This window comes from Kocuria sp. TGY1127_2 (genome assembly GCF_013394385.1).
Classification (GTDB): Bacteria; Actinomycetota; Actinomycetes; order Actinomycetales; family Micrococcaceae; genus Rothia.
The window spans coordinates 53,430-77,708 of the sequence record NZ_AP022834.1; the positions used below are offsets into that span (position 1 = coordinate 53,430).

At 59.8% G+C, this 24,279-nt stretch carries 18 protein-coding genes and 1 riboswitch; of the genes, 12 read left to right on the forward strand and 6 right to left on the reverse strand.

Translation table 11 applies throughout. The features are described 5' to 3' along the window. Window positions 1-25 precede the first annotated feature (25 nt). Window positions 26-1,363 carry an MFS transporter gene (locus sake_RS00270; RefSeq protein WP_243155705.1) on the reverse strand — a complete coding sequence of 446 codons (1,338 nt, stop codon included), beginning with the start codon at window positions 1,361-1,363 and terminating at the stop codon, window positions 26-28. 1 nt (window position 1,364) lies between these two features. Then, window positions 1,365-2,759: an FAD-dependent oxidoreductase gene (locus tag sake_RS00275; RefSeq protein WP_178945193.1), complete on the reverse strand. Its 1,395-nt coding sequence runs from the start codon at window positions 2,757-2,759 to the stop codon at window positions 1,365-1,367. 1,111 nt (window positions 2,760-3,870) lie between these two features. On the opposite strand from sake_RS00275, the gene sake_RS00280 reads away from it, so the two are divergent. From sake_RS00280 to sake_RS00300, 5 genes are all read left to right on the forward strand, one after another. Continuing rightward, entirely contained in the window at window positions 3,871-5,136 is a 1,266-nt protein-coding gene (locus sake_RS00280; RefSeq protein WP_178945194.1) for an SLC13 family permease, read from the forward strand. Between the two features lie 19 nt (window positions 5,137-5,155). Then, window positions 5,156-6,235, forward strand: a complete 1,080-nt coding sequence (locus sake_RS00285; protein ID WP_129358322.1) for a PrpF domain-containing protein — start codon at window positions 5,156-5,158, stop codon at window positions 6,233-6,235. Between the two features lie 594 nt (window positions 6,236-6,829). After that, window positions 6,830-7,567 carry a hypothetical protein gene (locus tag sake_RS00290; RefSeq protein WP_129358323.1) on the forward strand — a complete coding sequence of 246 codons (738 nt, stop codon included), beginning with the start codon at window positions 6,830-6,832 and terminating at the stop codon, window positions 7,565-7,567. A gap of 310 nt (window positions 7,568-7,877) precedes the next feature. After that, the gene (locus sake_RS00295) at window positions 7,878-9,296 is read left to right on the forward strand and encodes an APC family permease (protein WP_371811902.1); all 1,419 of its coding nucleotides are present in this window, start codon (window positions 7,878-7,880) and stop codon (window positions 9,294-9,296) included. Window positions 9,297-9,340: 44 nt separating this feature from the next. Beyond that, the gene (locus tag sake_RS00300) at window positions 9,341-10,993 is read left to right on the forward strand and encodes an amidohydrolase (RefSeq protein WP_243155706.1); all 1,653 of its coding nucleotides are present in this window, start codon (window positions 9,341-9,343) and stop codon (window positions 10,991-10,993) included. Window positions 10,994-11,283: 290 nt separating this feature from the next. Here the strand turns inward: sake_RS00300 and sake_RS00305 are convergent, their stop codons facing one another. Both sake_RS00305 and sake_RS00310 read right to left on the reverse strand, forming a co-directional pair. Then, window positions 11,284-11,664 (reverse strand): GyrI-like domain-containing protein, encoded by a 381-nt coding sequence (locus sake_RS00305; RefSeq protein WP_243155707.1) that lies wholly within the window; start codon window positions 11,662-11,664, stop codon window positions 11,284-11,286. Between the two features lie 91 nt (window positions 11,665-11,755). Beyond that, window positions 11,756-12,757 (reverse strand): Lrp/AsnC family transcriptional regulator, encoded by a 1,002-nt coding sequence (locus tag sake_RS00310; RefSeq protein ID WP_178946236.1) that lies wholly within the window; start codon window positions 12,755-12,757, stop codon window positions 11,756-11,758. A 183-nt stretch (window positions 12,758-12,940) separates the two neighbouring features. Here sake_RS00310 and sake_RS00315 point away from each other — a divergent pair, with 183 nt between their 5' ends. Together sake_RS00315 and sake_RS00320 are read left to right on the forward strand one after the other, a co-directional pair. Beyond that, window positions 12,941-14,347 (forward strand): MFS transporter, encoded by a 1,407-nt coding sequence (locus sake_RS00315; protein WP_165000911.1) that lies wholly within the window; start codon window positions 12,941-12,943, stop codon window positions 14,345-14,347. Further along, window positions 14,344-15,543, forward strand: a complete 1,200-nt coding sequence (locus sake_RS00320; protein ID WP_129358327.1) for an amidohydrolase — start codon at window positions 14,344-14,346, stop codon at window positions 15,541-15,543. The genes sake_RS00315 and sake_RS00320 overlap by 4 nt, the downstream gene beginning before the upstream one ends. A 177-nt stretch (window positions 15,544-15,720) precedes the next feature. Here sake_RS00320 and sake_RS00325 read toward each other — a convergent pair whose 3' ends face one another. Together sake_RS00325 and sake_RS00330 are read right to left on the reverse strand one after the other, a co-directional pair. Next, window positions 15,721-16,137, reverse strand: a complete 417-nt coding sequence (locus tag sake_RS00325; protein WP_129358328.1) for a DCC1-like thiol-disulfide oxidoreductase family protein — start codon at window positions 16,135-16,137, stop codon at window positions 15,721-15,723. 34 nt (window positions 16,138-16,171) lie between these two features. Next, window positions 16,172-17,164 (reverse strand): DMT family transporter, encoded by a 993-nt coding sequence (locus tag sake_RS00330; protein ID WP_243155783.1) that lies wholly within the window; start codon window positions 17,162-17,164, stop codon window positions 16,172-16,174. Between the two features lie 222 nt (window positions 17,165-17,386). Here sake_RS00330 and sake_RS00335 point away from each other — a divergent pair, with 222 nt between their 5' ends. From sake_RS00335 to sake_RS00355, 5 genes are all read left to right on the forward strand, one after another. Beyond that, window positions 17,387-18,316, forward strand: coding sequence for a LysR family transcriptional regulator (locus tag sake_RS00335; RefSeq protein WP_129358329.1), 930 nt, complete (start codon window positions 17,387-17,389; stop codon window positions 18,314-18,316). A gap of 346 nt (window positions 18,317-18,662) precedes the next feature. Then, window positions 18,663-20,324, forward strand: a complete 1,662-nt coding sequence (locus sake_RS00340; protein ID WP_178945196.1) for an ABC transporter substrate-binding protein — start codon at window positions 18,663-18,665, stop codon at window positions 20,322-20,324. After that, window positions 20,321-21,403, forward strand: a complete 1,083-nt coding sequence (locus sake_RS00345; protein ID WP_178945197.1) for an ABC transporter permease — start codon at window positions 20,321-20,323, stop codon at window positions 21,401-21,403. The genes sake_RS00340 and sake_RS00345 overlap by 4 nt, the downstream gene beginning before the upstream one ends. Continuing rightward, window positions 21,400-22,290 (forward strand): ABC transporter permease, encoded by an 891-nt coding sequence (locus sake_RS00350; RefSeq protein ID WP_129358332.1) that lies wholly within the window; start codon window positions 21,400-21,402, stop codon window positions 22,288-22,290. Before sake_RS00345 ends, sake_RS00350 begins: the two co-directional genes overlap by 4 nt. Next, window positions 22,287-23,966, forward strand: a complete 1,680-nt coding sequence (locus tag sake_RS00355) for an ABC transporter ATP-binding protein (RefSeq protein WP_178945198.1) — start codon at window positions 22,287-22,289, stop codon at window positions 23,964-23,966. The genes sake_RS00350 and sake_RS00355 overlap by 4 nt, the downstream gene beginning before the upstream one ends. Before the next feature lie 176 nt (window positions 23,967-24,142). Next, window positions 24,143-24,260: riboswitch (SAM riboswitch) on the forward strand. The last annotated feature ends 19 nt before the right edge of the window (window positions 24,261-24,279 follow it).

Consider the following 24,279-nt stretch of genomic DNA (forward strand, 5'->3'; position numbering starts at 1 on the left):
CTTACTAGCCATTGTTGGAGCTAGTTCAGCTAGTCTCAAGTGCTCCATCCGCCTTGTACTTCTGGGGGTCGACAAAGTCCATGTCACGTCGATCGGGTGTACCGACGACCCCGGCGATTGCTATGACACACAGTACGATCATGACCACTGACAAAGCCCAGGTGCCGGATGTCAGGTTACTGAGCCAGGCGAAGATAAAGGGCAACGTACCGCCGATCGCAGCGGATGCGACTTCGCGACTGAACGCCATTCCCGTGTACCGGACGTTCGTCTGAAACATCTCCGCCAACATGGACTGCTGCGAGCCCAGCATGAGGTCCAGAGCAAAGGTCAGCACCAAAACTATGGCGAACCAGATCGCGATCGTATTTTTGGTGTCGAGTAGCCAGAACATCGGGAAGGCAGCCAGGATCGTCAGGGTTGCGCCCGCGATGAAGATTCTTTGTCTGCCGAATCTGTCGGACAGATAGCCAGCCAGCGGTATTGTCGCGAGTTTGATGACATTGGCAATGAGCAGTCCGATTGTCCCTATGGAGGCGGCGAGCCCTAGGTTGTCCGTGATGTAGGTCAGCAGATAGACGCTTGGCACGTAGGTGGCCACGTTTGGCCCAATGCTCAACAGCAATCCCCGAATCACGGTCTTCGGTTCCCTCTTGAACACTTCTACAATGGGCGCTCTGGCCTGTGATTCCTGTTCCTCCACGTTGTGCACGTAGGCCGGGGTCTCCGTGAGCTTGGCTCGGAAGTACAGACCGACTACGACGAGCAGACTACTGAGCAAGAATGGAACCCGCCAGCCCCACGCCAGGAACGCCTCCTGCGGTAGAAAGGTGAACGGAGTCAGTACGATCGCCGCGCCGGCAGCTCCCAGCCCGTTGCCTGCATTCGGCAATGCCGTGAAGAAGCCTCGCCGCGACTTGGGTGCATATTCTGCGGCCATCAGGGAGGCGCCGGCGAGCTCGGCTCCGGCGCCCAGACCCTGAAGGACGCGGAGGATGACCAAGAGGATCGGCGCTGCCACTCCGATTGTGGCATAGGAGGGAATGAGGCCCATGAGCGTGGAGGCTGCACCCATGAGGATCACCGTTGCGGTAAGCACGGGCTTGCGCCCGACCTTGTCGCCGAGGTGGCTGAAGATTATCCCGCCAAATGGCCGGGCGAAAAAGCCGACCGCAAAAGTCGCCAACGACTGGAGCACCCCGGCGGCCGGATCGCCCGATGGAAAGAATACGTGGCCAAATACTACGGCCGCCGCGGTTCCGAATAGCAAGAAGTCGTACCACTCCAACGCAGTTCCGATCACACTGGCAGCTACGACGCGATTGCGCATCGATCGTGAGGTGTCTGTCTTGTCAACTTTCATGTCACGCCTCCATCGGCACCTTGTAGCTGGGTCCGAGGTAAGCGCCCTCCTCAGTGAGCCGACGCTGCAATTCTGTGACGTCTACCTCGACCGGATTGACACCATGGTCGATTGCCAATCCGGCGGCCTCGCCGGCGGCCTGGCCGATCGCAAAGGCCGGTGGCATGACGCGCACAGCCGCCAGAGCCTCGTGTGTTGCCGATATGCACCGACCGGCGGCGATCACACCAGTCAGCGAGATGGGGACAAGGGAGCTATAGGGGATCTCGTAGATATTTGCGGTGGCCGGCAACTCATCGTCGAAGGGGCCCTGCGTGCTTGAAGGGCTGTGGATGTCCGCGGGATATCCGGCAACGGCGATGACGTCGTTGAAATGTCGCCCTTCGACCAGATCGCTTAGGGTCAACGTGTACTGCCCGGTGATTCGCCGCGACTCGCGCACGCCTACGGTTGCGGCGGTCTCGGTGACGCGTGCCCGTTCCAGGCCGGGAAGCCGGTCGTGAAAGAACCGCATGAGTTCGGGGATCTGGTGGCGTGTGATGATTTCTGCAGCGGTGAGATCTGCCGATTTCGTGCCGTCCTTGCCCAAGACTCGCGTTGTGTTGATACTCCAGACACCGGGCTGCATGGTTTTGAATAGCTGGACTCCGCGGCGGGGAAGATCATAGGTGCCCTCTGCCTGTGCCTGTTCCACCAAGTGCTGGTAGGGGAAGTGCTCATCGGGATTTTGCCGTTTGTACTCTTCTACGGACTCGTCGTCTACATCTGCTATGCGGAAGAACACTGTCATCGGCTGAGTCAGTCCGTCCTCGGTGCGTCCGAGGTCGAACTTTCCACCACCATGCGCGACGACGTCACCGTCCCCGCTGCAGTCGATGGTGATTTTGGCCGGGAAGAACGTCAGGCCGTCTTTGTTCCCGACGATGACTCCCTTGACGTTCTCATGCTCGACAACGGTGTCGACAACAAAGCTGTGAAGCACGATGTCGACGCCGGCCTCTTGGCACATATCCAGGGCCTCGAGTTTGGCGGCCTCCGGGTCGAATGGTGTGACGGCCTCGTGGCCGAACTTCATGAACCCAGCGTATGGCGTCCCTGACTTAGTCTTGGAAGGGTGCACAGCCGCACCCTGTTGTTCTAGTCGCGTAATGAACTCGTCGAAGATCCCCCGTACCAGTTGGACAGAGCCGTCCAGAGAGAATGATGTCATGCACGGGTTCACCATCCCCGCCGTCAGGTTCCCGCCTAGAAAGCCGTACTGTTCCACGATTCGGGTGCTGTTGCCAGATCTTCCCGCGGCTATTGCTGCCGCCAACCCAGAAGGTCCACTGCCGACCACCAGTACGTCGGTTTCCGGCGCGATCGAGATTTTCTTCTCGTAGTGCATTGTGACCATGATGCGTTTATCCTCCAATTGTCAAAGACTGGTCCACCGTCTGTAACGGTTTTCTCAAGCTAGTGGCCGTGTTCAGCAGGTCTCAACGATTTTGAACATTCGTGCGATATGCACATCGGGTGCAGCCCACCTACTCCTCCATAAGTGCTTTCCCGACAAACGGGGTTGTAGAGCGGATGCCGATGCGACCTGGGCGCACATCTTGTTTGACATCAAGGTCGTGTCAGGACGGTGGCCCGATCAGGCACGGCGGGTGCCGCGGGTCTTCTTCTGCGATGCCACCGAACTCTTCCCACTCGTCTCAGAGGGTGTCTGGGCACCTGCAATCGAGACGTCCCCCAGGGCAATACGACCGATATGAGTCAACGTGAGGGCCCCGCACACCTGACGAGAAGTATCAGAAGTATCAATTGCTCGAAGAGCATTGTCCGGGCAATCGGTTGGAACTGGTTGCCCGTCACCCCTCGCCCTGTGCGGGTTGATAAATCAGGAACGGATAATGCACCTCATGGCAAAGCTCGTAAGGCAATAACGGCGGCGAGATTGAGGGCGAGGGTATTGCGTTGGCGTCAAATGAACGGCTAACGCTGAAACGGATAAAGTCCTTGAGACCTTACTGCGGAAACACAACGAAAATCGAAATGCCAGCAAATATGGCCACCGATCAAGGGCCGTCCATCCAGCAGGTGCAGGAATTTTTCCAACGGGCCGCGGGAGGAACATTCCGAAATAGACGCAGGCCTGTTGTAGCTACTGATTGATGCGGCGCGTAAGGCGGCGGTGGCCCACGGTACAGCCGTGCATGTACACCATGTCCCGGGTAGGTTCCGAGCTTGCCGGTGACTTGTCCGTGGACTTGCGTGTGTGTGCTCGACTAGGTACACGATGCCTCACGCGGCGTTGGGTAACAGGGGAGCGGCGGACTTAACGCTTTGCTGCGCTGGGGTTGCCTGCTGATACGGTGACCTCTGTGATTCCGATAACCATCGTGTCCCCCAGGGGGTCGGTGTCCGCCGGCGGGCGGCCAATTAACTGAGCTTTCTCCAGGTGCGGACTTCTGAATCGGACCAATCCTCGCCTACTCTGGCACTGATTTTTGGAGAGAGATTTTTTGAGCGCGCCGCAGACCATATCCCTCATTTTGTTGGTTTTGATCTTGATAGGGGCGGTGTGGAAGAAAATCAACATTGGCACGCTGTCGTTGTGCGCTACGTTCATCCTCCTGATCATCGCTGGCGCTTCGGTTGATGAAGTTTACAGTAGCTTCCCTGCCGACCTGGTGATTCTGATTATCGGCGTATCCCTGATGTTCAGTCACTTGGAGCTCAGTGGGGCTATTCGCTGGATTATCAACGGTGTCTTCCGTGTTGTCGGAGACCGCCATGCGCTGATTCCGTGGGTGGGCTTCCTCCTCGGCGGTTTCCTTTCTACAGTGGGCATTTTCGGTACTGGCCCGGTGGCCATTCTGGTACCGATCATCGCATTCATCTCCGTCAAATATCCGGGCACCTACCTCATTAACGCGCTGGGCGTGATCATGGGATCCATCGGATTGGGAATGTCCCCATTGAATCCCACGGGAGCGACCGTCCATCACTTGGCGACGAAAGCAGGCGCCGATTACCCTGTATGGACCCTATGGCTTGTGGCCCTTGTGGTGACGGCTGCCGCTCTGGCGGTACTCCAGATCATTTTCGCCATCATGACCAAACGCGGCAAAGCGCTGATTGAACCGCGTGCATCGCAGGTTGACGAAGGAGCCGAATCCAGTTCAGAAGCCATCAATACGCCCTATGCGGTGGGCTCGATCATCGGACTGTTCCTGTTTGTGCTGTGCGTGATTGCCTTCGGCACCGACGTGGGTCTGACCGCCATGGCGATTACCGCAATTTTGCAGTTGATTTTTCATCCGGCTCAGAAAGACATGCTCAGTCGCGTCCCCTGGGGTGCCACGCTGCTGATCGGCGGGCTTCTGACCTACCTGGGTCTGCTGGAGTCCGTGGGGACGATCGACTCGATTCAGAACTCAATGAACGGGGTTGCTTCAGGTGCGGTCCTCTTGCTTGTCCTGGCCTATCTGACCGCGGTGCTGTGCAATGTGGAATCCTCTGCCCTGGGCGTGTTGAGCCTTACCATGCCGTTGGCCTATGGATTCTTCTCCGATTCGCCTCACATTTTCTGGATCGTGGCGGCGGTTGCCATCCCCTCAGGCCTGATGGTCATGAATCCGATTCATATTGCCGGAACGTTGGTTGTCGCCAACGCGCAGCAAGATCGACAGAATGACGTGTTTAGGATCTTCCTCTTTACATCCCTGGGCATGACGGTAGTGGTCCCCGGGTTGTTATCCCTTATTCCACTGGCCCTGAGTATTTGAAAGAGAATTCGGGCAAGACATGAACAACAAAATTCCAGTATCGATCGTGCGCGGTGGCACCAGCCGCGGTGTATTCCTCAGAATACGTGACCTACCCCGGGAGCTCTCCGAGCGGGAGGCCCTATGTGTTTCCTTGATCGGCAGTCCTGATCCACTGGCAGTCGATGGACTTGGGGGAGGGGCATCGTCAAACAGCAAGATTATGGCCGTCGACCTCCCGGACAGGATCACCGCTATACCCGGAGCTGACAAATGTCCCGACGGCATCGACCTGGTTACCTTATTCGCCCAAGTGGATCCACGATCTCCCAGCGTTGACTGGAGTGGCAACTGCGGAAACCTCAGCGCCGCGGTGAGCGCATATGCGCTGGACCAGCAACTGCTTGCACGAAGCGGGCAGCGGGCGGTCGTGCGAGTCTGGAATATGAACACCAATTCGATTTTCGAGCTGGAGCACGACCTCGACGGCGGCGTCCTGCCCCAGAGCGGTGATTTCACGATTCCCGGCGTGCCAACCCCCGGCCCTCGAATCGACTTGAGGTTTCTGGCACCGGGAGGCGAAAAGACGGGATCAGTACTGCCCTGCGGCCCGATGACGTTTCTCCCTGAAGCTGGTATCGAAGCGTCTCTGGTCGATGTCACCAATCCGTTGGTGCTAATCCGCGCGGCAGATGTTGGTCTTAAATCCTGCGGGATGCCAGAGGAACTCAATAAGGAACCAGCCCTACTGGAACGCCTCGAATCCATCCGTCGGGAGGCCGGCAAGCTCATGGGCCTGCCCCAAAGCACTGCGATCCCCCGTGTAACGTGTCTGTTCCCAGCTGCCGGGACGCATGAAGTTCAAACGCGAACGACATCCATGGGGGTCCTACACCACGCGATTCCCGTAACCGGGGCGCTGGCGTTGGGCGCGGCAGCAGCACTTGGAGGCACCCTGCTCGATGAATTCGTGGCGCGGGCTCCCAGCGGCGATCTTGTGATCCAACAGCCCCAGGGTCTTGTCACAACCACGGCCCATACACACCAGGATCATCTGAAATCCGCCGGCATCGCCCGTACCGCCAGAATCATCATGGACGGCTTCACTTACTCGAACTGAGGCAGCAAGAATATGGTCAGGTCCCTGGGCGTCGGAGAAACCCGGAGCCGTGGTTAGGGTGCGAGCCCATATCCGCTCCCCTCAGGTATTGGTCGACCAGGATCCACGTTTGTTGATGATTCCTCCGGAGGCAATGGACTCCTGAATCATCTCTCTTCGAGGAGCTGATTTCGGGACTTTGCCCTATGCAAGGATGGAAACAACCCGCGAAGCGATGAAAACCGTTGCCTAGGCCGGTATGGCCAGGTCTGTGGTCATGCTCGGGATTGCTCCAGCCTCCGAGGCCGGTGGAACGTACAGTTCTCCGGTGACGACAGCTCCACCGCAGATGGTCCTGCGCTCTGGGTTCTCTCCGTTCCCCGCGCAGACGAGATGCGACCGTTGCTGGCGGAGACCTTCTGAGTCGTATACCGGAACGCAGCCGCGGTCGCGGGCGAATATGAGTCTGTCATTGTCGCCGTCAGATTCGCCTGACGATTCCGCCCGACGGTCCAGTAGGTTCGCCCATGAATCAAAGTTACCGGATCTGTACTTGTCAGTAGGCTACTATCTTTCCGTCGCTATTTTTAGCCTTACGAACCATTCAGGGGAACCATGCCTGCAAACAATATCTCCCGGAGAACTATCGTCCGAGGCGCTGCGTGGTCTGCGCCGGTCATCGCTGCCGCGAGTACCGTGCCAGCTTATGCCGCATCCATATGCCAGGATGTCGCTTACCAGCCAGTGCTCAGCACCAGCACCATCACACGTTCCAGCTCGACCTCCGCTACGGGAAAATTCAATCCCACGATCACGCCCTCTTCGCCTACCGGGCCGGTAAAACCAACGGTCAATGTCTCGTTCACAGCGTCGGCGACCGGCGGCAAGATCATCAGCGCGGTGCAGAACCTCGCGGTGGCCGGGCAGCAGAACCAACTGGGATACAACGGTGCAGGTGACCTCGCAACCGACGGTATAGAACTCATCCAGAGGGGGCCGATTGGCTATGCAGCCCGGCAGATCCTAAACATCACATTCGATCGCCCCGTCAGCAATTTGAAGTTCACTCTCGCGGACTTCGATCAGTCGAATTACCTGGACCAGGTAGCCGTCTCCGGTTCTCCCATCATCACCAATGCTTCCGGCGTCAGCGGCTCCGGAACCCCAACGTCGCCTCTGGGGCCGAACCGCAACCGCGGTGATCTCAGGTCTGACAACACGAACTCGCGAAGCTTGGTTCAGTACACGCAACCCACTACGTCGGTGACCCTCGAATTCTGGAGCAAAACGGGCGCAGGAAGCCAACAAATATTCCTCAGCAAAATGAGCTTCACCGCTAGTACCTGTCCGTAGCTGGAAAAGCAGTGGACGCTGGGGCTCGACGGCCTCAGACAAAGTGTCCCAAGGGTTTCGTGATGCAACACAGTGCATGGAATCCTACGGCCAGGGATTCGAGTGGGGCCGGCCAGGCCGCGTGCGGCCTTGAATCCGCTGCCACATTGGCAGTCAAGGCCTCAGGGGTTGGTGATGGTGAGTCCCTAACTCATCAGCACAAAGCAGTGACGTGAAACACGGTGATGCTATATTGTTGGGGAATTAAACGAACTTAGTTCGTTTGCGGCGATGACCAATTGGCGTCGCGACCCGCCCCATCAGGAGCCCCGTGAAACAGCCGCAGCCTCCCCACTTGAAGCGCACCCTCGGCACCATGAGCCTGACTTTGTTTGGGCTGTCCTACATGGCCGTCGGAACCGTGTTCACAACGTATGGCATCGTCAATCAACTCACGGAGGGCCACCTTGTGGCCTCCTATCTGGTCGCCGTCATCGTCATGCTCTTCACGGCCAGTTCCTACGCGGCCATGGTGCGCCGATACCCCGTCGCGGGTTCGGCGTACACCTACGTCCAGCAGTCCTTCGGCGGAGGACTGGGCTTCCTCGCGGGCTGGACCCTGATGCTGGACTACCTCTTCATACCGATGATCAACTTCCTCATACTTGGGCTGTACATCGGCACGCAGTTCCCCTCGGTACCGCATTGGGTCTTCATCCTGGTCGCACTGATCCTCGTATTTGTATTCAACGTCCTCGGCATCTCCATTGTGGGCAAGCTCAACTCCGTCATCGTGGTGGTCTCGCTGGCTGCCGTGATGGTCTTCGCGGTTCTGGCCATCAAGACTGCCCTGGCGGACCCGACCGCACCGGGTCTGATGGATCCGTTCATCCCCAGTAGCTCGGACTACAACCCGGTCTTCACCGGCGCCGGCGTGCTTGCCCTGTCCTTCCTCGGCTTCGACGCCGTATCCACGCTCTCCGAGGAGGCAAAAAACGCTCGCAGGGACATACCGCGTGCCATCATGCTCACTACGATTCTCGGCGGGCTGATCTTCCTCCTCGTCGCCTGGTGCGGCGCCCGCGCATACCACCTGGACGACTGGTCCCAGGCCTCCCAGGAGCTGCTCGATGCCGCAGGCATGGTGCTCTTCAGCCACGTAGGCGGAGAACCTCTCACCGTAGTCTTTCTCATCATCACCGTGGCAGGCTGTTTCGGTTCCGGCCTAGCCGGCCAAGTCGCGGTCTCCCGTATTCTCTACGCCATGGGCCGGGACGGCATCCTGCCCAGGCCACTCGGCTTCCTCTCCAAACGCCGCGGCACTCCGGTGGTCGCCGCCGCAGCCGTCTCCGTCGTCGCTCTGTTGTCGCTGGTTCTCTCCCTGGACCAAGCCGCGTACATGATCAGCTTCGGTGCGATAGCTGCATTCGCCCTCGTGAATCTCTGTGTCATCCGGACTTATCTCTTCCCCCGCGGCGGTCGACCACGACGCGCGACCGCATTGGAACTGCTGCGCTTCGGCCTCGTCCCGCTCATAGGGTTCGGCTTGAGCGTGTGGCTTTGGGTTTCGCTCAATCCGTTGACCTGGGCCATCGGCGGGATCTGGATCCTTGTGGGCTTTGGCATCCTGGTTGCCAAGACCCATGGTTTTCGTCGCCCCGTCCCCGCGCTGAAGTTCTCCGAGCCCATCCCAGACACCCAGATGATCGACGAGCTCGGCATCGGCCAGCCGCTCAAACACCACCGATGAATCAGACTGTGCCAGACCAACCGCCTCACATTCCCAGGAGCACCGTGACGACCACCATTTACCACCACGCGACCGTCTTCACCGCAGAGGGTCCCGAAAAATCTCCTGATCAGGAAACCCCCGATGCACTGGCCGTGCGGGACGGATTGATCCTCGCGGTCGGGCCGTCGGACGCCGTGCGCGCAGCGGCAGGTCCAGGTGCCGAGGAAGTGGACCTGGACGGCCGTTTTGTGGCCCCCGGCATCATCGATGCCCATACACACCTGGACAGCTTCGGGGAGTCATTGGCAAAGGTCCAACTGCGAGACTGCTCCAGTCTGAAGCAGATCCTGCAGGCGCTCGTCGCGGCGCGCGCCGCCGATCCCAGGGCGTCACGCATACTGGGCATCGGCTGGCTTTTCGATGCGGTGGGCGCTGAGCGACCCACCGCCGCAATGCTCGACGCCGTTCTCCCGGATGTGCCGGTCTACCTCGACGCGAATGACTTGCACTCCGCGTGGGTCAACTCTGCTGCACTGGCAGAGATGGGCATCGACGATTCCACTCCGGATCCTGTCGGTGGCGAGATCGCTCGGGACGAATTCGGGCGCGCGACCGGCATGCTCTATGAGACTGCTTGCACGCGCTATGTCTGGAGCTTCCTGGCCTCCGTGGTCACGCCGGAAGATCGTATCCGTTCTCTGGACCGGGCGTTCACGTCATATCTCGGGTCCGGTGTCACGGGTGCTACGGACATGTCGATGAACGACGCCCAACTGTCGGCACTGCGCGCGATCATCGACAGGGACGGTCGATTGCCGTTCCCGGTCTCGGCGCATTACCTGTTGGAGCCTTCGGGGTCATTGGAACAGGACCTGGCTGCCGTGTCGCATGTTGCGGCAGTACGTGAGGATGTTGCGGGTTCGGGCGAGGACGGCTGGTTGCGCATCTCAGGGGTGAAATTCATCCTGGACGGCGTGATCGATGCCTGCACAGCGCCCATGCGCTGGCCTTACGCAGACGGTACCAACGCCGATCCGATCTGGGGTCTTGAAGAGTTACTGCCCGTCGCGGAAGAGGCTGACGCGGAAGGGCTGCAATTGGCAATGCACGCCATTGGCGACCGCACCAGTCAGATCGCACTGGATGTAGTGGAGCACTGCGCCGCGGTGAACGGGTCACCCGCTCGACGGCATCGGATAGAGCACCTGGAATCGGTCGCGGACGAGACCATCTCTCGAATGGCTGCTCTGGGTGTGACAGCTTCGATGCAGCCTGTGCACTGTGATCCGGCTGTGCTGAGGAATTGGAAGGCAGTGCTCGGGGACTCTCGCGCCGAGACGGGCTTCCCGTGGCAGAAGTTACGCGAGGCAGGGGTGCCCATGGCGCTGGGAACAGATGCACCAACCGCTCCGCATCAACCCCTATCGAACCTGTACATCGCCCTGACGGGCGGGTCCGCGATCGACCCGTCCCTGCCGCCATACCACCCGGAGCGCGTCTTCACACCGGAGCAGGCTCTGACCGCTCTCACCGCGGGAAGTGCAGACGCTTCAGGCATCGAAGAGGGACGGCTGCGCCCCGGACTCCCGGCGAACTTCGTAGTCCTGGACGTGGATCCTTTTGCGCCCGATCCGTCCGCGCTGCTGAAGCAATCAGTGGTGAGCACCTACGTAGCAGGAAGGTGTGTGCACGCCGCGACGTCGGTCCGGAGCTGAGGCCTGTACCGCTACGGCTCTTCGACTCCCCCTCTCAGAAATTCTTCGGAGTACGGAACAAGTGGTCACGGACGGGTGCCGCAGGGTAAAAGCTCCCGGAGCGAGGTTTGCGGAGGAGTTCGCGTAGCCCGTTTGTGGGCTACGCGACTATCCCGTCACTCCTGTTCTATAGGCACCCACAGCTGCCCGCTGACCTGCGACCCGTCGGCGCTCATCTGGACGCTGAGCATCTCAGGCCCTTGTGCCCACCGGTACGGGTTGGCCGGGAACCATTCCGTGGCCGCGTCGGACTACAGATATTGGAGAACCTTGGGGGATGTTCCCTGAGTCTCGAATACGACCCACAATCCGGCGGGGATGTCCAGGCGGTCGAATCCTTCTGGCGCTGGTTGCGATGTGGCTACAGCATGCCAGTAGTCCAATTCGCTCCCTTCGGTACGGTGCTCAGAGATGTTGCCGGTTACCGACAACGCTCCCGCCGGGTCGACATTGGAGATAGCAAGCAATCGATGGGTTGCCGCCTTGTCCAGGTTCTGCTCGAACTGCTCGATGGACTGGTTCGGACCTTCGTATATCAGCGGGACGCGGGTCCTGAAACCGACTAGTACGAAGGCCTCTTTGCTCCCTTCAACGCGGAGATGGAATCTCAATTGCGGTTGGGAATGGAGCACCGCTCCTGGTGCCCGAGCCTGAGTGGGTGTGAGTCCATGCATGGCCTTGTCCGGGGGTCTGAGTCAGAAGAAACGGCAGTGTGCTTGCCAGCTACTTCGTTGACCACCACGTAATGGGGACCGTGCTATTGCGGCTTCCGTCTTCATTGAGAATTTGACCCATCCGCTTGTAGGAACGCAACACAACGTGACGATCGGCAACAGTTGCCCGAGGGGCTATGGCTACCACTTTTGCCTCATGATCTTGCACTTGGTCATAGCTATGAATCCACAGTGTTGCAGTAAGATTCGCGGCCCCGAACACTTGCGCTGAAACGCGGCACATGGGGTCAGCAGCTAAGTGCGCGCCTACCGCATCGACCGCGTCGCTAGGGACCGACCAGTTGACGATGACTTCTTGTAACCCTAGGTTCTCCCGTGTTGAGGTATCGCATCGGAACTCCATCGACCCCGTACTCATCATCTGTGTAACGCGTCGCTTCGCTGTCTGAGCAGATATGCCCACGCTATCCGCGATCTTTTGCCAAGCGAGCCGGCCGTCAGTGGAGAGTTCTTCAAGAATCTTTATATCGATACCGTCCGGTTGCCGACCGGTTGGAGCCCGCGCATGCGTTCGCATAAGAGCTTGTTGTTCGGGCTCATCAAGTACGCCCGAACGCCATTGGCTACCAAAACGATATATTTTGGTGATGGGATCGATCTTGCGGCGAACCACTCCCGGCATCGAAGGGAGATCACGAGTGAGCAGATGCATGAGGTCATGGGCTGAGGCCGCAAAGCAGTCAAGAAGAAACTGACCTTCCCCGGATAACAGAAGCACGGATGCGAAGCTCGGCTCGGCACATAGACGCTCAGCCAGCTCCTCCTGGTCTCCCGCATCTGCCTCGATACTGATAAATGCAGACCACCCTTCTTCGTGGTGCCTGTATCCGGGAGAGACCGTGACCCACGCTTCTCCTGTTTGAGTCAGCCCTTCCCAGCGTCGCGCAATCGTGGCCGGGGAGTAGCCGAGCACCTCTGCCAAGGTCTCAAAATCTGCCCGTGGTTGGACTTCGAGGGCGCTGACGATCGCTAGATCGGTTTCATCCATCATGGGCGTTTTCCTTAATCGAGCGTGCATTTTTGGAAGATTCCCGCCATTTTCAACCCTACTGTGATCTGGGATATAGCCTGCAATGAGCGATCAAAAATTGACCCTCGAAAGTAGTCAGACATGGACTCAATACCTCGCGAAGCCGGCCCACGCAGCTGCGTACAGCCGCAACGGTCCCCACAGATGGCAACATCCTCTGCCCAACGCGGAGTTGTCGGAGTGCTTGCACTCATGGTCATCGTCGAATCGACGAGCGGGGTTGTTCAGGGTTATCTGAATCCCATTCTTCCAGCGCTCGGGTCGGTATTTGACGTTAACGCCCCTGAGGTGAATGGCCTGTTCCTCCTCTCCAATGTCTCCTTCGCGGTCCTCACCCCACTTATCTCACGGCTTGGTGACAGCTACGGTTACCGTTCCGTGCTGCGGGCCAGTTCGCTCATGGTTGCGGTCGGGGTTCTACTCATGGCTTTGATCCCCTCGTTGCTTACCGTCATCATCGGCATCATCCTCATTGCCGGAGTGGTCGGTTTTATTCCGCTCATGATGGGTATCCTTCGGAGTACTTACCCCGATGTGGTTCGCACTGGGGTGAGCTATCTCGTCGGGACACTCATGATCATGATCGGTGTCGGAGGCCTTATCGCGGGAGTCCTGGGGATGGCCAACCCTTTGCATGGTTTCTGGGTAGGGGTTCCATTCGCGTTGGCTACCCTTGTCTGCTCATTCTTTGTCCCGGACGCAGGAACGGCAACGCGTGAGTCCATCGCCGCAACGTCGATGAGTAGCTGTCTATTGGGCCTTGTGATGACTATTGCTGGCCTCTCCCTGGGGCCTGACTTCGGGTGGATGGATTGGAGGACTCTTTCCCTTCTTGTGGCCGGAATAGGATTGTTAACCTTCTGGGGTTATCTCGATTCACGGCCCAGTGAAAGAAAACAACGTTTCATTGACCTGCGGCTAATTCGCAGACGCTCTCTGCGCAGCGTATCGGTGGCAACCTTTTTCTTCGGGTTTGCCTCCATCAGCTACTTCGGTACGAATGGAATTTTTCTCAGTTCGGAATATTCTGTTGCCGGGTACGGATTTAGCTTCTCTCCTATGCTCATTGCTGTTCTGTTGGCCGCTACTTCGCTGCTTTCCTTTGTCGCTTCTGTTGCATCGGCTCCGCTCATGAATCGACGGTCCGAACGTAGTGTATTGACCTTGGCCGGAATGATTCTGGCTTCCAGTTTCGTGGTGATGATGGTCGGGGTACATAGCCTTATCGTCTACATCGTCGGATTTTGCCTGTTCAACGTCGCGCTGGGCGTGTATCAGGCTGCAACGCGGTCGTTATCCGTCGAGGGTGTTCCGGCCGACCAGACCGCGGCCGCTGCAGGACTCAATGAGCTGGCACTTTCCGTAGGTATCGCTGTAGGAGCGGCTGTCATCAAGATGATTTCCTCTGCCACTGTCACCGGTAGTGGCACCATCTCATCGACCGGGTTGACCCTTATTTGGCTCTCCCTCTGCTTGGCGTCTCTCATCGCGGCAGTCGCAGGGTCTCGCTATCCCCTACAACATCGGACAGTCTCGGAGGTCATGTCATGAGCGACGCTAATACACCAGTCCGTTCTCAACGACGCACTCTTGCTGAATCGGTATCGCATACTCTCGAAGTCTGGCGCGATACATTGCTTGCTTATAGTCATGCGCTGCATGCCGACCCGGAACTCAGCGGTGAGGAGTACCGTGCGGCAGAACGGACCAGAGTCATTTTGCGTGATGCAGGATTCGATGTGGACGGAAGGCAACCTGACGCTCCGACTGCACTGAGTGCTACGTCCGGGTCCGGTGATTTCACAGTCGCTCTATGTATCGAATACGACGCGCTTCCTCACATCGGTCACGCTTGTGGGCACAACGTCAATGCAGCATCAGCTCTGGGCGCGGCCATCGCCTTGTCGCGACTGGCAGAGGAGTTGGACCTCACCGTCCAGGTCCTGGGCACGCCAGCCGAAGAGACGCACGGGGGCAAGATCGACCTCATTGAACAGGGATTCTTTGAGAATGCGCATGCCGCGGCAATGGCACATGCATCCGCTCAAGATGCGGCTGGTTGCTCGTCGATGGCGCTGTCCGCCTGGGTCGTTTCCTACCGAGGTGTAGCCGCCCATGCTGCCAGCGCACCGTCGTCGGGCGTCAATGCCCTGGATGCTGTACATATAGCGCAAACAGCTATCGCTGTAGCCCGTCAGCAACTTCCCCCTGATTCCGTCGTTTCTTTGATTGTCGAAAAGGGTGGCGATGCCGTCAATATCATCCCCGAGTGCGCCCAGATCTCAGTCGAAATGCGTTCGCCACTCAGCCAGGATCTCGAGATCATCAAAGACCGCGTCGAGAAGTGTCTCCGAGCCGGAGCTATTGCTACCGATTGTGAGATCAACATCGAACCGCAAGGCAACACCTTCGCAGACCTCAGACAAGATCCGGATCTATCCCAAGCCTATGTTTCTGCGCTTCTGGATCGGGGCCGCGATGTCCCGATACTAGACAAAGCAATCGCATCAACGGATATGGGCAATGTTTCCCAAGTTCTGCCGAGCATTCATCCCCAGATCGGGTACGAAGTCCACGGCGCGGTCAATCACAACAAGGCGTTCGCCGCCTACGGTGCAACGGCTTCTGCGGACCGAGCTGTTCTCGACGCCGCGTACGGGCTTGCCATGGCAATGGGCATAGCCGCAACAGACGAAGATTTGCGTATTCGCCTCATGAGGGCGCGGCAATCAAGAAACTGCCCCTAAAGCCGGTGACTGCGGATTATTCGGTGGACGGACGCAACAACCATGATCGTGACGATGGCTGGTTCACGGAGTGAGGCCCGGCGCCAAGACCTTTACCTGCAGAAGCGGGACCCTGCGCATCAGAAAAAAATCTCCCCATGGAGGAGCATTGTTCGGGCTCGTCCGCGGGCTTCGTGATCACTGCCGTTTCCGTGAGCTCGTGGTGTGCCCGTCGATGCTGCACGAATTTCCCCCGAAACGCCACCGGTTCGCCGAAAACCAGGCGTAGAACCAACGAGCCGGAATCGAGAACCCGGGAGCAAGGATTATGCGCCCCGCCAGTCGATCGATTCCATGAGCGGAAGCGAGCATAGCTTTGCCGACGGCTTCGTGGCCCCAGAATTTCCGGCCCTGTGGGAGAAAGGCGCTATCCGAGGGGTCGGGGCCCTCGAGATAAACCGCTTCTGCGAGGAACCTCTCGGCCTCGGCATCCGTCAGCTCTGATTGAACCCGAGAAAAAGGCACCACGTCGAGACGGTCCCGCGTGCGGGCATCCAGGAATCGGGCAGCCGGAACGCAGGGGCCGCAATCATCGTCGTAGACAAAAGTCCTCATATCTCGAGGCTAGACCTCTAGGTCAATTGTGGTGTCAGCTCGCGGTCACTCGTTCGACTTTCCTCTCACGGCGGCGTTTGGATCCAGGAATGCGAATTTTCGTGGAAGACAATGTGGTGCCCATCGAGGCGAGGATGACCAGGACAATCGCGAGAAGTCGGAGAGGTCCCACGATCTGGTGAAGAAGAAGAAAACCGAAGAGGGCAGCGAACGCGGGTTCCAGGCTCAAGAGGATACTGAAGGTCGCGTTCGGGAGACGACGAAGAGCCTTGAGCTCGAGTGAATACGGGATGACCGAAGACAGCAACGCCACCAATGCCGCCAGAGCCAGCAAAGGGAGATCTCCGAAGGCCAGCACAGCGGAGGGGCCCCCGACTGGCGCCAGAACAACAGCGGCTACGGCAATCGCAACGGCGAGGCCGCCCGTTCCCGGAACAGTCCGCCCTACCTGGGCGCTCGTCAAAACGTAGACGGCCCAGAATGCGCCCGCGATGAGAACGAACAGGACGCCAAGTGGATCCAGGGCAGCGTTCGCGCTCGTCACACTCTCGATACCCAGTACGGCCATGCCGGCCAGTGCCAGAAGAACCCACAGGAAATCGACGACCTTGCGCGAGAGGACGGCGGCCAGGGCCAAAGGTCCGAGGAATTCGATCGCAACTCCTGCTCCCAAAGGAATGCGTGCGATCCCTGCGTAGAAGAAACCGTTCATCCCAGCCAGGGCGAGCCCGAAAAACATGACCGATCGCCACTGCTTACCAGTCCATCCTGCAATTCGTGGTCGGGTGATGAGCAACAGGATGACCGCGGCGAAAAGCATGCGCAGCGATGTCACGCCCCACGGGCCCAACCGAGGGAACAGCTGCGTTGCAATCGCAGCCCCGAGCTGGAGGGATGTGCACGAACCAATGACGAACAGAATCCCTGGGGCCATGCCGCGCGTAGTGTTCGGTCCTGGATTCACAGTGGGCATGGAACCGGTCGCCACGACGGCCGGCGTCACGCCGGTTACGGGTCCATTGTTCATGGTGCTCACGGGTCACCTCCTGAAGGCTCGAGTCTCATCACGACGCCCACACCGCTGAATTTTTCGCGGAGTGGGCCGTTACAAGCATGAGGCCTCAGGGAATGGGTAGTCTAGCGAATGTATCTAACCAGAACCGGTAAGAATAAATAAACTCATTGCCGGTCTCGGAACCGTGAACGACAGCAGGGCCGACGGCCTCCGTAAATTCAGGAAGAGAAGGCAGTGCTGAATCTCCAACGACTTCGCATGCTTCGCGAATTGCACCGGAGGGGCACTCTCGCGCATGTTGCGAAGTCCATGTCGTACACGCCTTCGGCCGTGTCCCAGCAGTTGTCTCTGCTCGAGCGGGAAGCCGGCGTCGTACTCCTGGAGCATGTGGGGCGCGGGGTCCGACTGACCGCCGAGGCGGAGAACCTGGTGAGGCACGCCGATGAAATCCTCGCGCAGATGGAACTCGCCGAATCCGAGCTCGCCGGAACTCACTCCGAGGTGCGCGGAACACTGCGTATCGGTTCGTTCCAAACGGCGGTGATGACGGTTGCTTCGGCGGCTCTGGACATTCTCAATGAACGGCACCCCCGGCTGACGGTCGAAATCACCCAGAGGGAAGTGGGCGAGGCGTACGAAGGCCTCATGTCCCACGAATTCGACGTGATCATTGGGGAGGAATATCCAGGCCTCGCCGAGCCGGTTCGAGAAGGCATCGACCGGATCAACATGATCAGGGACCCATTGAACCTTGTCATCCCCGGAACGGGCCCGTGGGCCAGGATGCCGCGAACCGTGCGGGACCTCGAAGACGCTCCGTGGGCCATGGATCCCTCGGACCAGCCGACGGGGCAGTGGGCCCGCGGGATCTGCCGCAGTGCCGGATTCGAACCCAAGGTCCGGTTCGACACCCGAAACCCGTTGATCCAAGCACACCTCGTTCGCACCGGCCACGCGGTCGCGTTGATTCCGGCGCTTCTCAGCGGCCAATATCTTGCAGGCACGCGATTGATCGGACTTCCCGGGGATGCACACCGGATGGTCTACACCTCCATCAGGACCGGGCGCGCGGGCCACCCAGCAATCCTTGCTTGCAGACAAGCCTTCCAGGCGGCCGTTCGAGGGGAAACTGCGCCTGAACCAGAGCTCAGGCTGACGGAATAGTCAGAAGCGGACATAAGTGCCGCGGAACCTGCGGCCCCTGCAACCTTCAACACTGCGTTTTCTGACCTCAGATGAAGGTTTCTTTCTTTTCCTCTGACTCTCGCGATGCGGGTCGATAGCCTGGGCTCAGGCGCACCGGCCTATCCGGTGACCCCCCTGAGACGACTAGGGATTTGAATCGTGACTGCTTTCAGAAATTCGCAGAGCTGGGCGCTGGCCTCGCGCTTCGAGGCCCTGGACTGTCGTATCTGTTGAGCGGCGTCGGAGAGCACTGGACATTCGAAGGGTCATTGCGTTCACCGCCGCTCGAGCGATGTTCCCGATGCAGACACCCAGGAAGAATTCCATGCCGCCATTTCACCGCCGCCCGCTGAAGAATGCCCGGTTGGCACGAGCCGTTGCCGTCGGAATCAGCGCGGTATTCGTACTGGCCGGTTGCGGCTCATCCGAGACCACCGGCGGGGGCCAGGCCAAGAACCCGGTCTCCGGTGGGACGCTGAAATTGGCTTTCGACGCCGACCCCGGATGCGTGGACGGGCAACAAGCCGGTCAGAACGTCGCACTCAACGTGACGAGACAGGTCACGGACTCCCTGACCTATCAGGACCCCGAATCCGGAGAACTGGAACCATGGCTCGCGGAATCGTGGGACGTGAACCCGGACTCCACCGAATTCACGTTCCATCTCCGGGATGGTGTGAAATTCCAGGACGGAACGGATTTCACCTCCACGTCCGTGGAACACAATCTTCGGGCGATTCAGGATCTGGGAGCCAAAGCAAGTCTGGGTTCCACGTATCTCACCGGTCTTTCGGACGTACAGGCTCCGGACGAGCGAACGGTCACCGTGAAATTCGATAAGCCGAACGCGCAGTTCCTCCAGGCGACGTCGACGATGACCCTGGGCTTCTACTCGGATTCCACTCTGGGCAAATCGCCGGACCAAAGGTGCGGGGGCGAGGTCGTGGGGACCGGTCCCTTCCAGCTGAAGAGCTACACCCCGCGACAGAGCATTCGCCTCGACCGGTTCGACGACTACGGATGGGCTCCGAAGCAGGCGAATCACAGGGGGCCGGCCTACCTCGACGCAATAGACATGTCGATCGTTCCGGAATCGACCGTCCGGAACGGGAGCCTGGCCTCCGGTCAGATCGACGTCGACACCGTTGTCCAGCCGCAGGACGAAGAGCTGCTGCAGGCTTCGAACTTCACCATCGTCGACCGGCCTAATCCGGGCGTGGTCTACAACTTCATCATGAACGAATCCCGGCCGTTGTTCTCCGACGAACGAGTGCGCCAGGCCGTCACCAAATCGATCAACCGCGATCAACTGCGTGCGTTGCTTTCGCGCTATCAGGAACCAGCGACTTCGGTGCTCGCAGGATCAACGCCTGATTACCAGGATTTCTCCGGACTGCTCAAGCACGATCCGGACGGTGCCGCCAAACTGCTGGACGAAGCCGGTTGGACGATGAACTCCAAGACCGGACTGCGGCAGAAGGACGGGAAAACCCTCAGTTTCACCGTCAAATATTGGCAATCCGCACCGTTCCTGGAGCTTGTTCAGCAACAGCTGAGGGAAACCGGTATCGAAATGAAACTTGAACAGACGACGGTGGCCAACACCGAGGCCGCCTCGCAGTCCGGGGAAGCCGACGTCGAATTCATGAACCTCACGCGCTCCGACCCGGACGTGCTCCGAACCGTCTTTGACGCGAACGGAGCCAACCGGAACAAGCGGGATCCGGCACAGCTGGACCAGGCCCTCGATCAGAGCGTCGGAGTCCAGGACCCGAAGCAACGGAAGAAGCTCGTCGACCAAGCAGTTACCTCCCTGATACGTGATGCCCACTCGGTTCCGCTCGTCGAACTGTCCGGTGTGATCGCGACAGGGCCCCGGGTCAAGGACTTCAAATACGATGCTTCCTCGCGCATCGACCTGTATGACACCTGGCTGAATGACGCCGGCGGCAACGCGGGCTCCGGGTCTCAGGGAGGCGACCGATGAACCCCTTGCTCGCGATGATCCTCCGCCGCCTGGGATTCGGCATTCTGGTGCTGTGGGCGGCCTATGCCCTGGCTTTCCTCCTGTTGTATGCCTTGCCGGGCGACTCGGTGGCTGCGGTTCTGGGAGGTGATCTTTCGACGGCGTCCCCGGAGGAAATCGACGAACTCCGGCATCAATACGGGTTCGACCAACCACTGGTCGTTCAATATCTGTCAGCGCTCGGCAATGCCGTACGAGGCGATCTCGGAACGTCCTACACCACGGGCCAACCGGTTGCTGCGGCCATCGCCCAGGCACTTCCGGTCACGGTCGAGCTCGCGGCGTGGACCTTGGCTATTGCGATCCCAGGCGGAGTCGTTCTGGCGCTCGCGGCCGTGGGGGTCCGGAGCCCCTGGTTGCGGAATCTGTTGTCCGGGCTGCCCAGTCTGGGGGTGTCCCTCCCGACGTTCTGGGTCGGACTGCTCCTGCTTCAACTGTTCTCGTTCCGCTTGGGCGTAATCCCCGCAATCGGCGCGCAGGGTATCGCGGGTGTGATTCTCCCGGCGGTGACTTTGTCTTTGCCCCTTGGGGCGATGATCGCTCAGGTATTGCTGCGATCGCTCACTCAGGCGTGGAGCAGGCAATTCATGACGACTTATCGTGCCGCGGGTCTGGGCCGGCTTCGTCTTCTTCTCTCGCATGCCCTGCCCCCGGCCGGGGTGTCCCTTTTGTCGATCGCGGGAGTCGTTCTCGGCAATGTTCTGGGTGGTGCCGTGATCGTCGAGACCGTCTTCACGCGCAACGGCATCGGTCGTCTCGCGGAAACATCGGTCACCGGCCAGGACATGCCCGTGGTACTGGGGGTTGTGGCTTTCTCCGCGCTCGTGTTCGTGGTGGTGAATCTGGTGGTCGACCTGTTGTACCCGGTGGTCGACCCCCGAACACGTCCCACGGGGAATCCACCCAAACGAGGACGCGATGGCTCGCAAAGCCTGGACTCGCACAAGGGTCCCCATCCCGACGCCGCGGACGCCACATCCGTTACAAGTCCGCCGGGAACCGACAACACGACCCAATCGATTCAGGAGGCGCGACCATGAGCACGAGCGAGCTTCCCTCCGGATCCGCGCGTTCGGTACGACGCCCCGGAAACCCTGCGACTCGTCATCGTCGATTCGCCGCCACGATGGTTCGTGCGCCGTACGGACTCATCGTTTCCGGACTCATCGTTCTCGTCGCACTCGCATGGGCGGTTCTGCCCAGCGTCTTCGTCACCGAGAACCCGTTGCTGGGCGACCCCGATATTCGCTTGTCGCCGCCCGGAATGCAGCACTGGTTCGGTACCGATCACCTCGGGAGGGACGTATTTTCCCGAGTCGTCCAAGGAGCCGGGGCGTCCTTGGGGACGACCGCCATCGCGGTCCTCATAGCCTTTTTCGTCGGGACCCTTCTCGGGTTGTTGGCAGGAACCGCGGGAAGCGTCGTCGACACCATACTCATGCGCGTCGTGGATGTCCTGCAGTCGGTGCCTTCGCTCTTGCTTTCCCTCGCGGTCGTGGCCGCGCTGGGGGCCGGGTCCGTCAACATTGCCGTGGCCGTGGCGCTGGCGTCCATACCGTCTTTCGCGCGACTTATGCGAGGCGAAGTCCTTCGATGGAGGAGTTCTTTGTTCATCGAGGCGGCATCGATGTCCGGTATCCGCACGCCGGAGATCCTGGCCCGCCATATCCTTCCGCACGCGATCGGCCCGGTATTTGCACTGGCCGCAATCGAATTCGGAGCCGCGATTCTCGCGATTTCCGCCTTGAGCTTCTTGGGATTCGGAACCCAGCCGCCCAATCCGGAGTGGGGGCTACTGGTCTCCGAAGGAAGAGATTACCTCGCGAGCGCCTGGTGGTTGACCGTCATTCCGGGACTGGTGATCGCCGCCGTCGTCGTTTCCGTCAACCGTATCTCTCACGCCCTGCAGACCAGGAGACCATCATGACCCTGCCCCATCGAGAGAATGTGCATCCACGCCTCGTCGAGGCCACCGATTCGGCGGATTCCCCCGTGGCTCTCAGCCTGCGAGACCTCACCGTCCGGTACTCCGACGGCGCGGCCCCCGCGGTCGAGGGGGTTTCGCTGACTGTCCCTGTTGGCGAAACCCTTGCGGTGGTTGGTGAATCCGGTTCGGGGAAGTCAACCACGGCCGCAGTAGCGGCCGGACTGCTGACTTCCTCCGCCCACGTGGATATCGCTGAGCAATCCCTGCACGGCTCGGATATGCGGTCTGCCTCGGAGAACCAATGGAAGCGTGTTCGGGGAGACCTCCTGGGCTACGTTCCTCAGGACGCGGGGACGGGACTGAACCCCGTACGCACGATCACTTCGCAGCTATCGGAATCCTTGCGCGAAGCCGGTCTTTCGCGTCATCGGGCCAAGGAACAGACGGCGAAGGCGCTCGAGGACGTCGGCCTCGAGATCGAGGTCCACGGCTCCCGCTATCCGCACGAACTATCCGGTGGCCAGCGCCAGCGGGTCCTGATCGCGCTCGCACTAGCGCGTGGGCCGCAACTGGTGATCGCCGACGAGCCGACCTCCGCCCTCGACGTGTCCGCGCAGAAGAACGTCCTGGACTTGCTGGAGGCGCGAGTTTCCGACGCCGGAGCAGGCCTCCTTCTCATCACCCACGATCTCGGAATCGCTCGGGACCGGGCCGATCGAATCCTGGTGATGGAAAAGGGCCGTGTTGTCGAGGAAGGCTCGGCAGCCAGCGTTTTCGCCGAACCTCAGCACGATTACACCCGGCGCCTGCTCAAGGCATCGCCGGCACTGCACGATGTGCCGCGGAAGCGTACTGGGCCTGCCCCGCGCGGCGAGAGCTCGAGCGTGGTACGAGCTCAGGGGCTGAGCAAGACCTTCGGTTCCCGAGCGAGGAAGGTCCAGGCTGTGGCCGATCTCGACCTGGAGCTCGAACCGGGGCGAACACTCGGGATCGTCGGGGAATCGGGATCCGGAAAATCGACGACGGCCCGGATCCTGCTCGGTCTGGAATCGTATGACGCCGGCCGGTTGGAGATATTCGGTCGGCCGTTCGATGGCACGAAGCGCAACATCCGAGAGCTCTCGACGCGCGCCCGGTTCGTTCACCAGGACCCCAGCGCATCGCTCGACCCTCGGTATTCCGTGGCCGCGTCGATCGGGGAGCCCCTGCGGGGATTCCGTATCGGCACACGTCCACAGCGCGAACGACGAATCAACGAGCTCCTCGATCTCGTGGCCCTGCCTCGGGAATTGGCCAGTCGTCGGCCGGTAGAACTGTCCGGAGGGCAACGCCAACGTGTTTCCATAGCTCGGGCACTCGCTGTTGACCCCGAACTGGTGATTCTGGACGAACCGGTCTCGGCACTGGACGTTTCGGTTCAAGCCCAGATTCTTGACCTACTTGCCGATCTCCAGGATCGTCTGGGGCTCTCTTACGTGTTCATCAGTCACGACCTGGCGGTGATCCGACAGATCTCCGACGACGTGCTGGTTATGGCTCATGGCCGGGTGATCGAGTCGGGCCCCGCGGCGCAGGTCTTCGAGAATCCGCGCGAGGAGGCGACGCGGACCCTGATCAAGGCCGTTCCGGGATCTCGTTACGCTACCGATGTGTTCGGCCCCGCGCTGAGCGCCTAGACCTGAACTCGGTCCGCACGCGAACGGATTCCACGGAGTCCGCCCTGATCATACGGGAGTCTCGCCAGGTCATATGACGTTTCCCGGCAGGTGGATTACCTTCATATGACGATCTGTCTGAACCGTGCGTCATGTCCTTTCGAGGTTGGTGGGAAGGCTGTAGGTTTCTGAATCAGGATCACGAGTACCGGTTGTGAAGCTCTGGCTGGCCGGTCGGCAACCCTTTCCGCTGTGATGGGGTGCCCCAGATGAAGATCCGGTCGGGAGCATACCGCTCCCCGGCAAGCACGGCGTTACGAGGCGAACTCGGCGC

Coding starts and splice junctions, on each gene's coding strand:
- sake_RS00270 (WP_243155705.1), bottom strand. CDS start 1,363: ATGAAAGTTGACAAGACAGACACCTCACGATCGATGCGCAATCGCGTC.
- sake_RS00275 (WP_178945193.1), bottom strand. CDS start 2,759: ATGGTCACAATGCACTACGAGAAGAAAATCTCGATCGCGCCGGAAACC.
- sake_RS00285 (WP_129358322.1), top strand. CDS start 5,156: ATGAACAACAAAATTCCAGTATCGATCGTGCGCGGTGGCACCAGCCGC.
- sake_RS00290 (WP_129358323.1), top strand. CDS start 6,830: ATGCCTGCAAACAATATCTCCCGGAGAACTATCGTCCGAGGCGCTGCG.
- sake_RS00310 (WP_178946236.1), bottom strand. CDS start 12,757: ATGATGGATGAAACCGATCTAGCGATCGTCAGCGCCCTCGAAGTCCAA.
- sake_RS00315 (WP_165000911.1), top strand. CDS start 12,941: ATGGCAACATCCTCTGCCCAACGCGGAGTTGTCGGAGTGCTTGCACTC.
- sake_RS00320 (WP_129358327.1), top strand. CDS start 14,344: ATGAGCGACGCTAATACACCAGTCCGTTCTCAACGACGCACTCTTGCT.
- sake_RS00325 (WP_129358328.1), bottom strand. CDS start 16,137: ATGAGGACTTTTGTCTACGACGATGATTGCGGCCCCTGCGTTCCGGCT.
- sake_RS00330 (WP_243155783.1), bottom strand. CDS start 17,164: ATGAACAATGGACCCGTAACCGGCGTGACGCCGGCCGTCGTGGCGACC.
- sake_RS00340 (WP_178945196.1), top strand. CDS start 18,663: ATGCCGCCATTTCACCGCCGCCCGCTGAAGAATGCCCGGTTGGCACGA.
- sake_RS00345 (WP_178945197.1), top strand. CDS start 20,321: ATGAACCCCTTGCTCGCGATGATCCTCCGCCGCCTGGGATTCGGCATT.
- sake_RS00350 (WP_129358332.1), top strand. CDS start 21,400: ATGAGCACGAGCGAGCTTCCCTCCGGATCCGCGCGTTCGGTACGACGC.
- sake_RS00355 (WP_178945198.1), top strand. CDS start 22,287: ATGACCCTGCCCCATCGAGAGAATGTGCATCCACGCCTCGTCGAGGCC.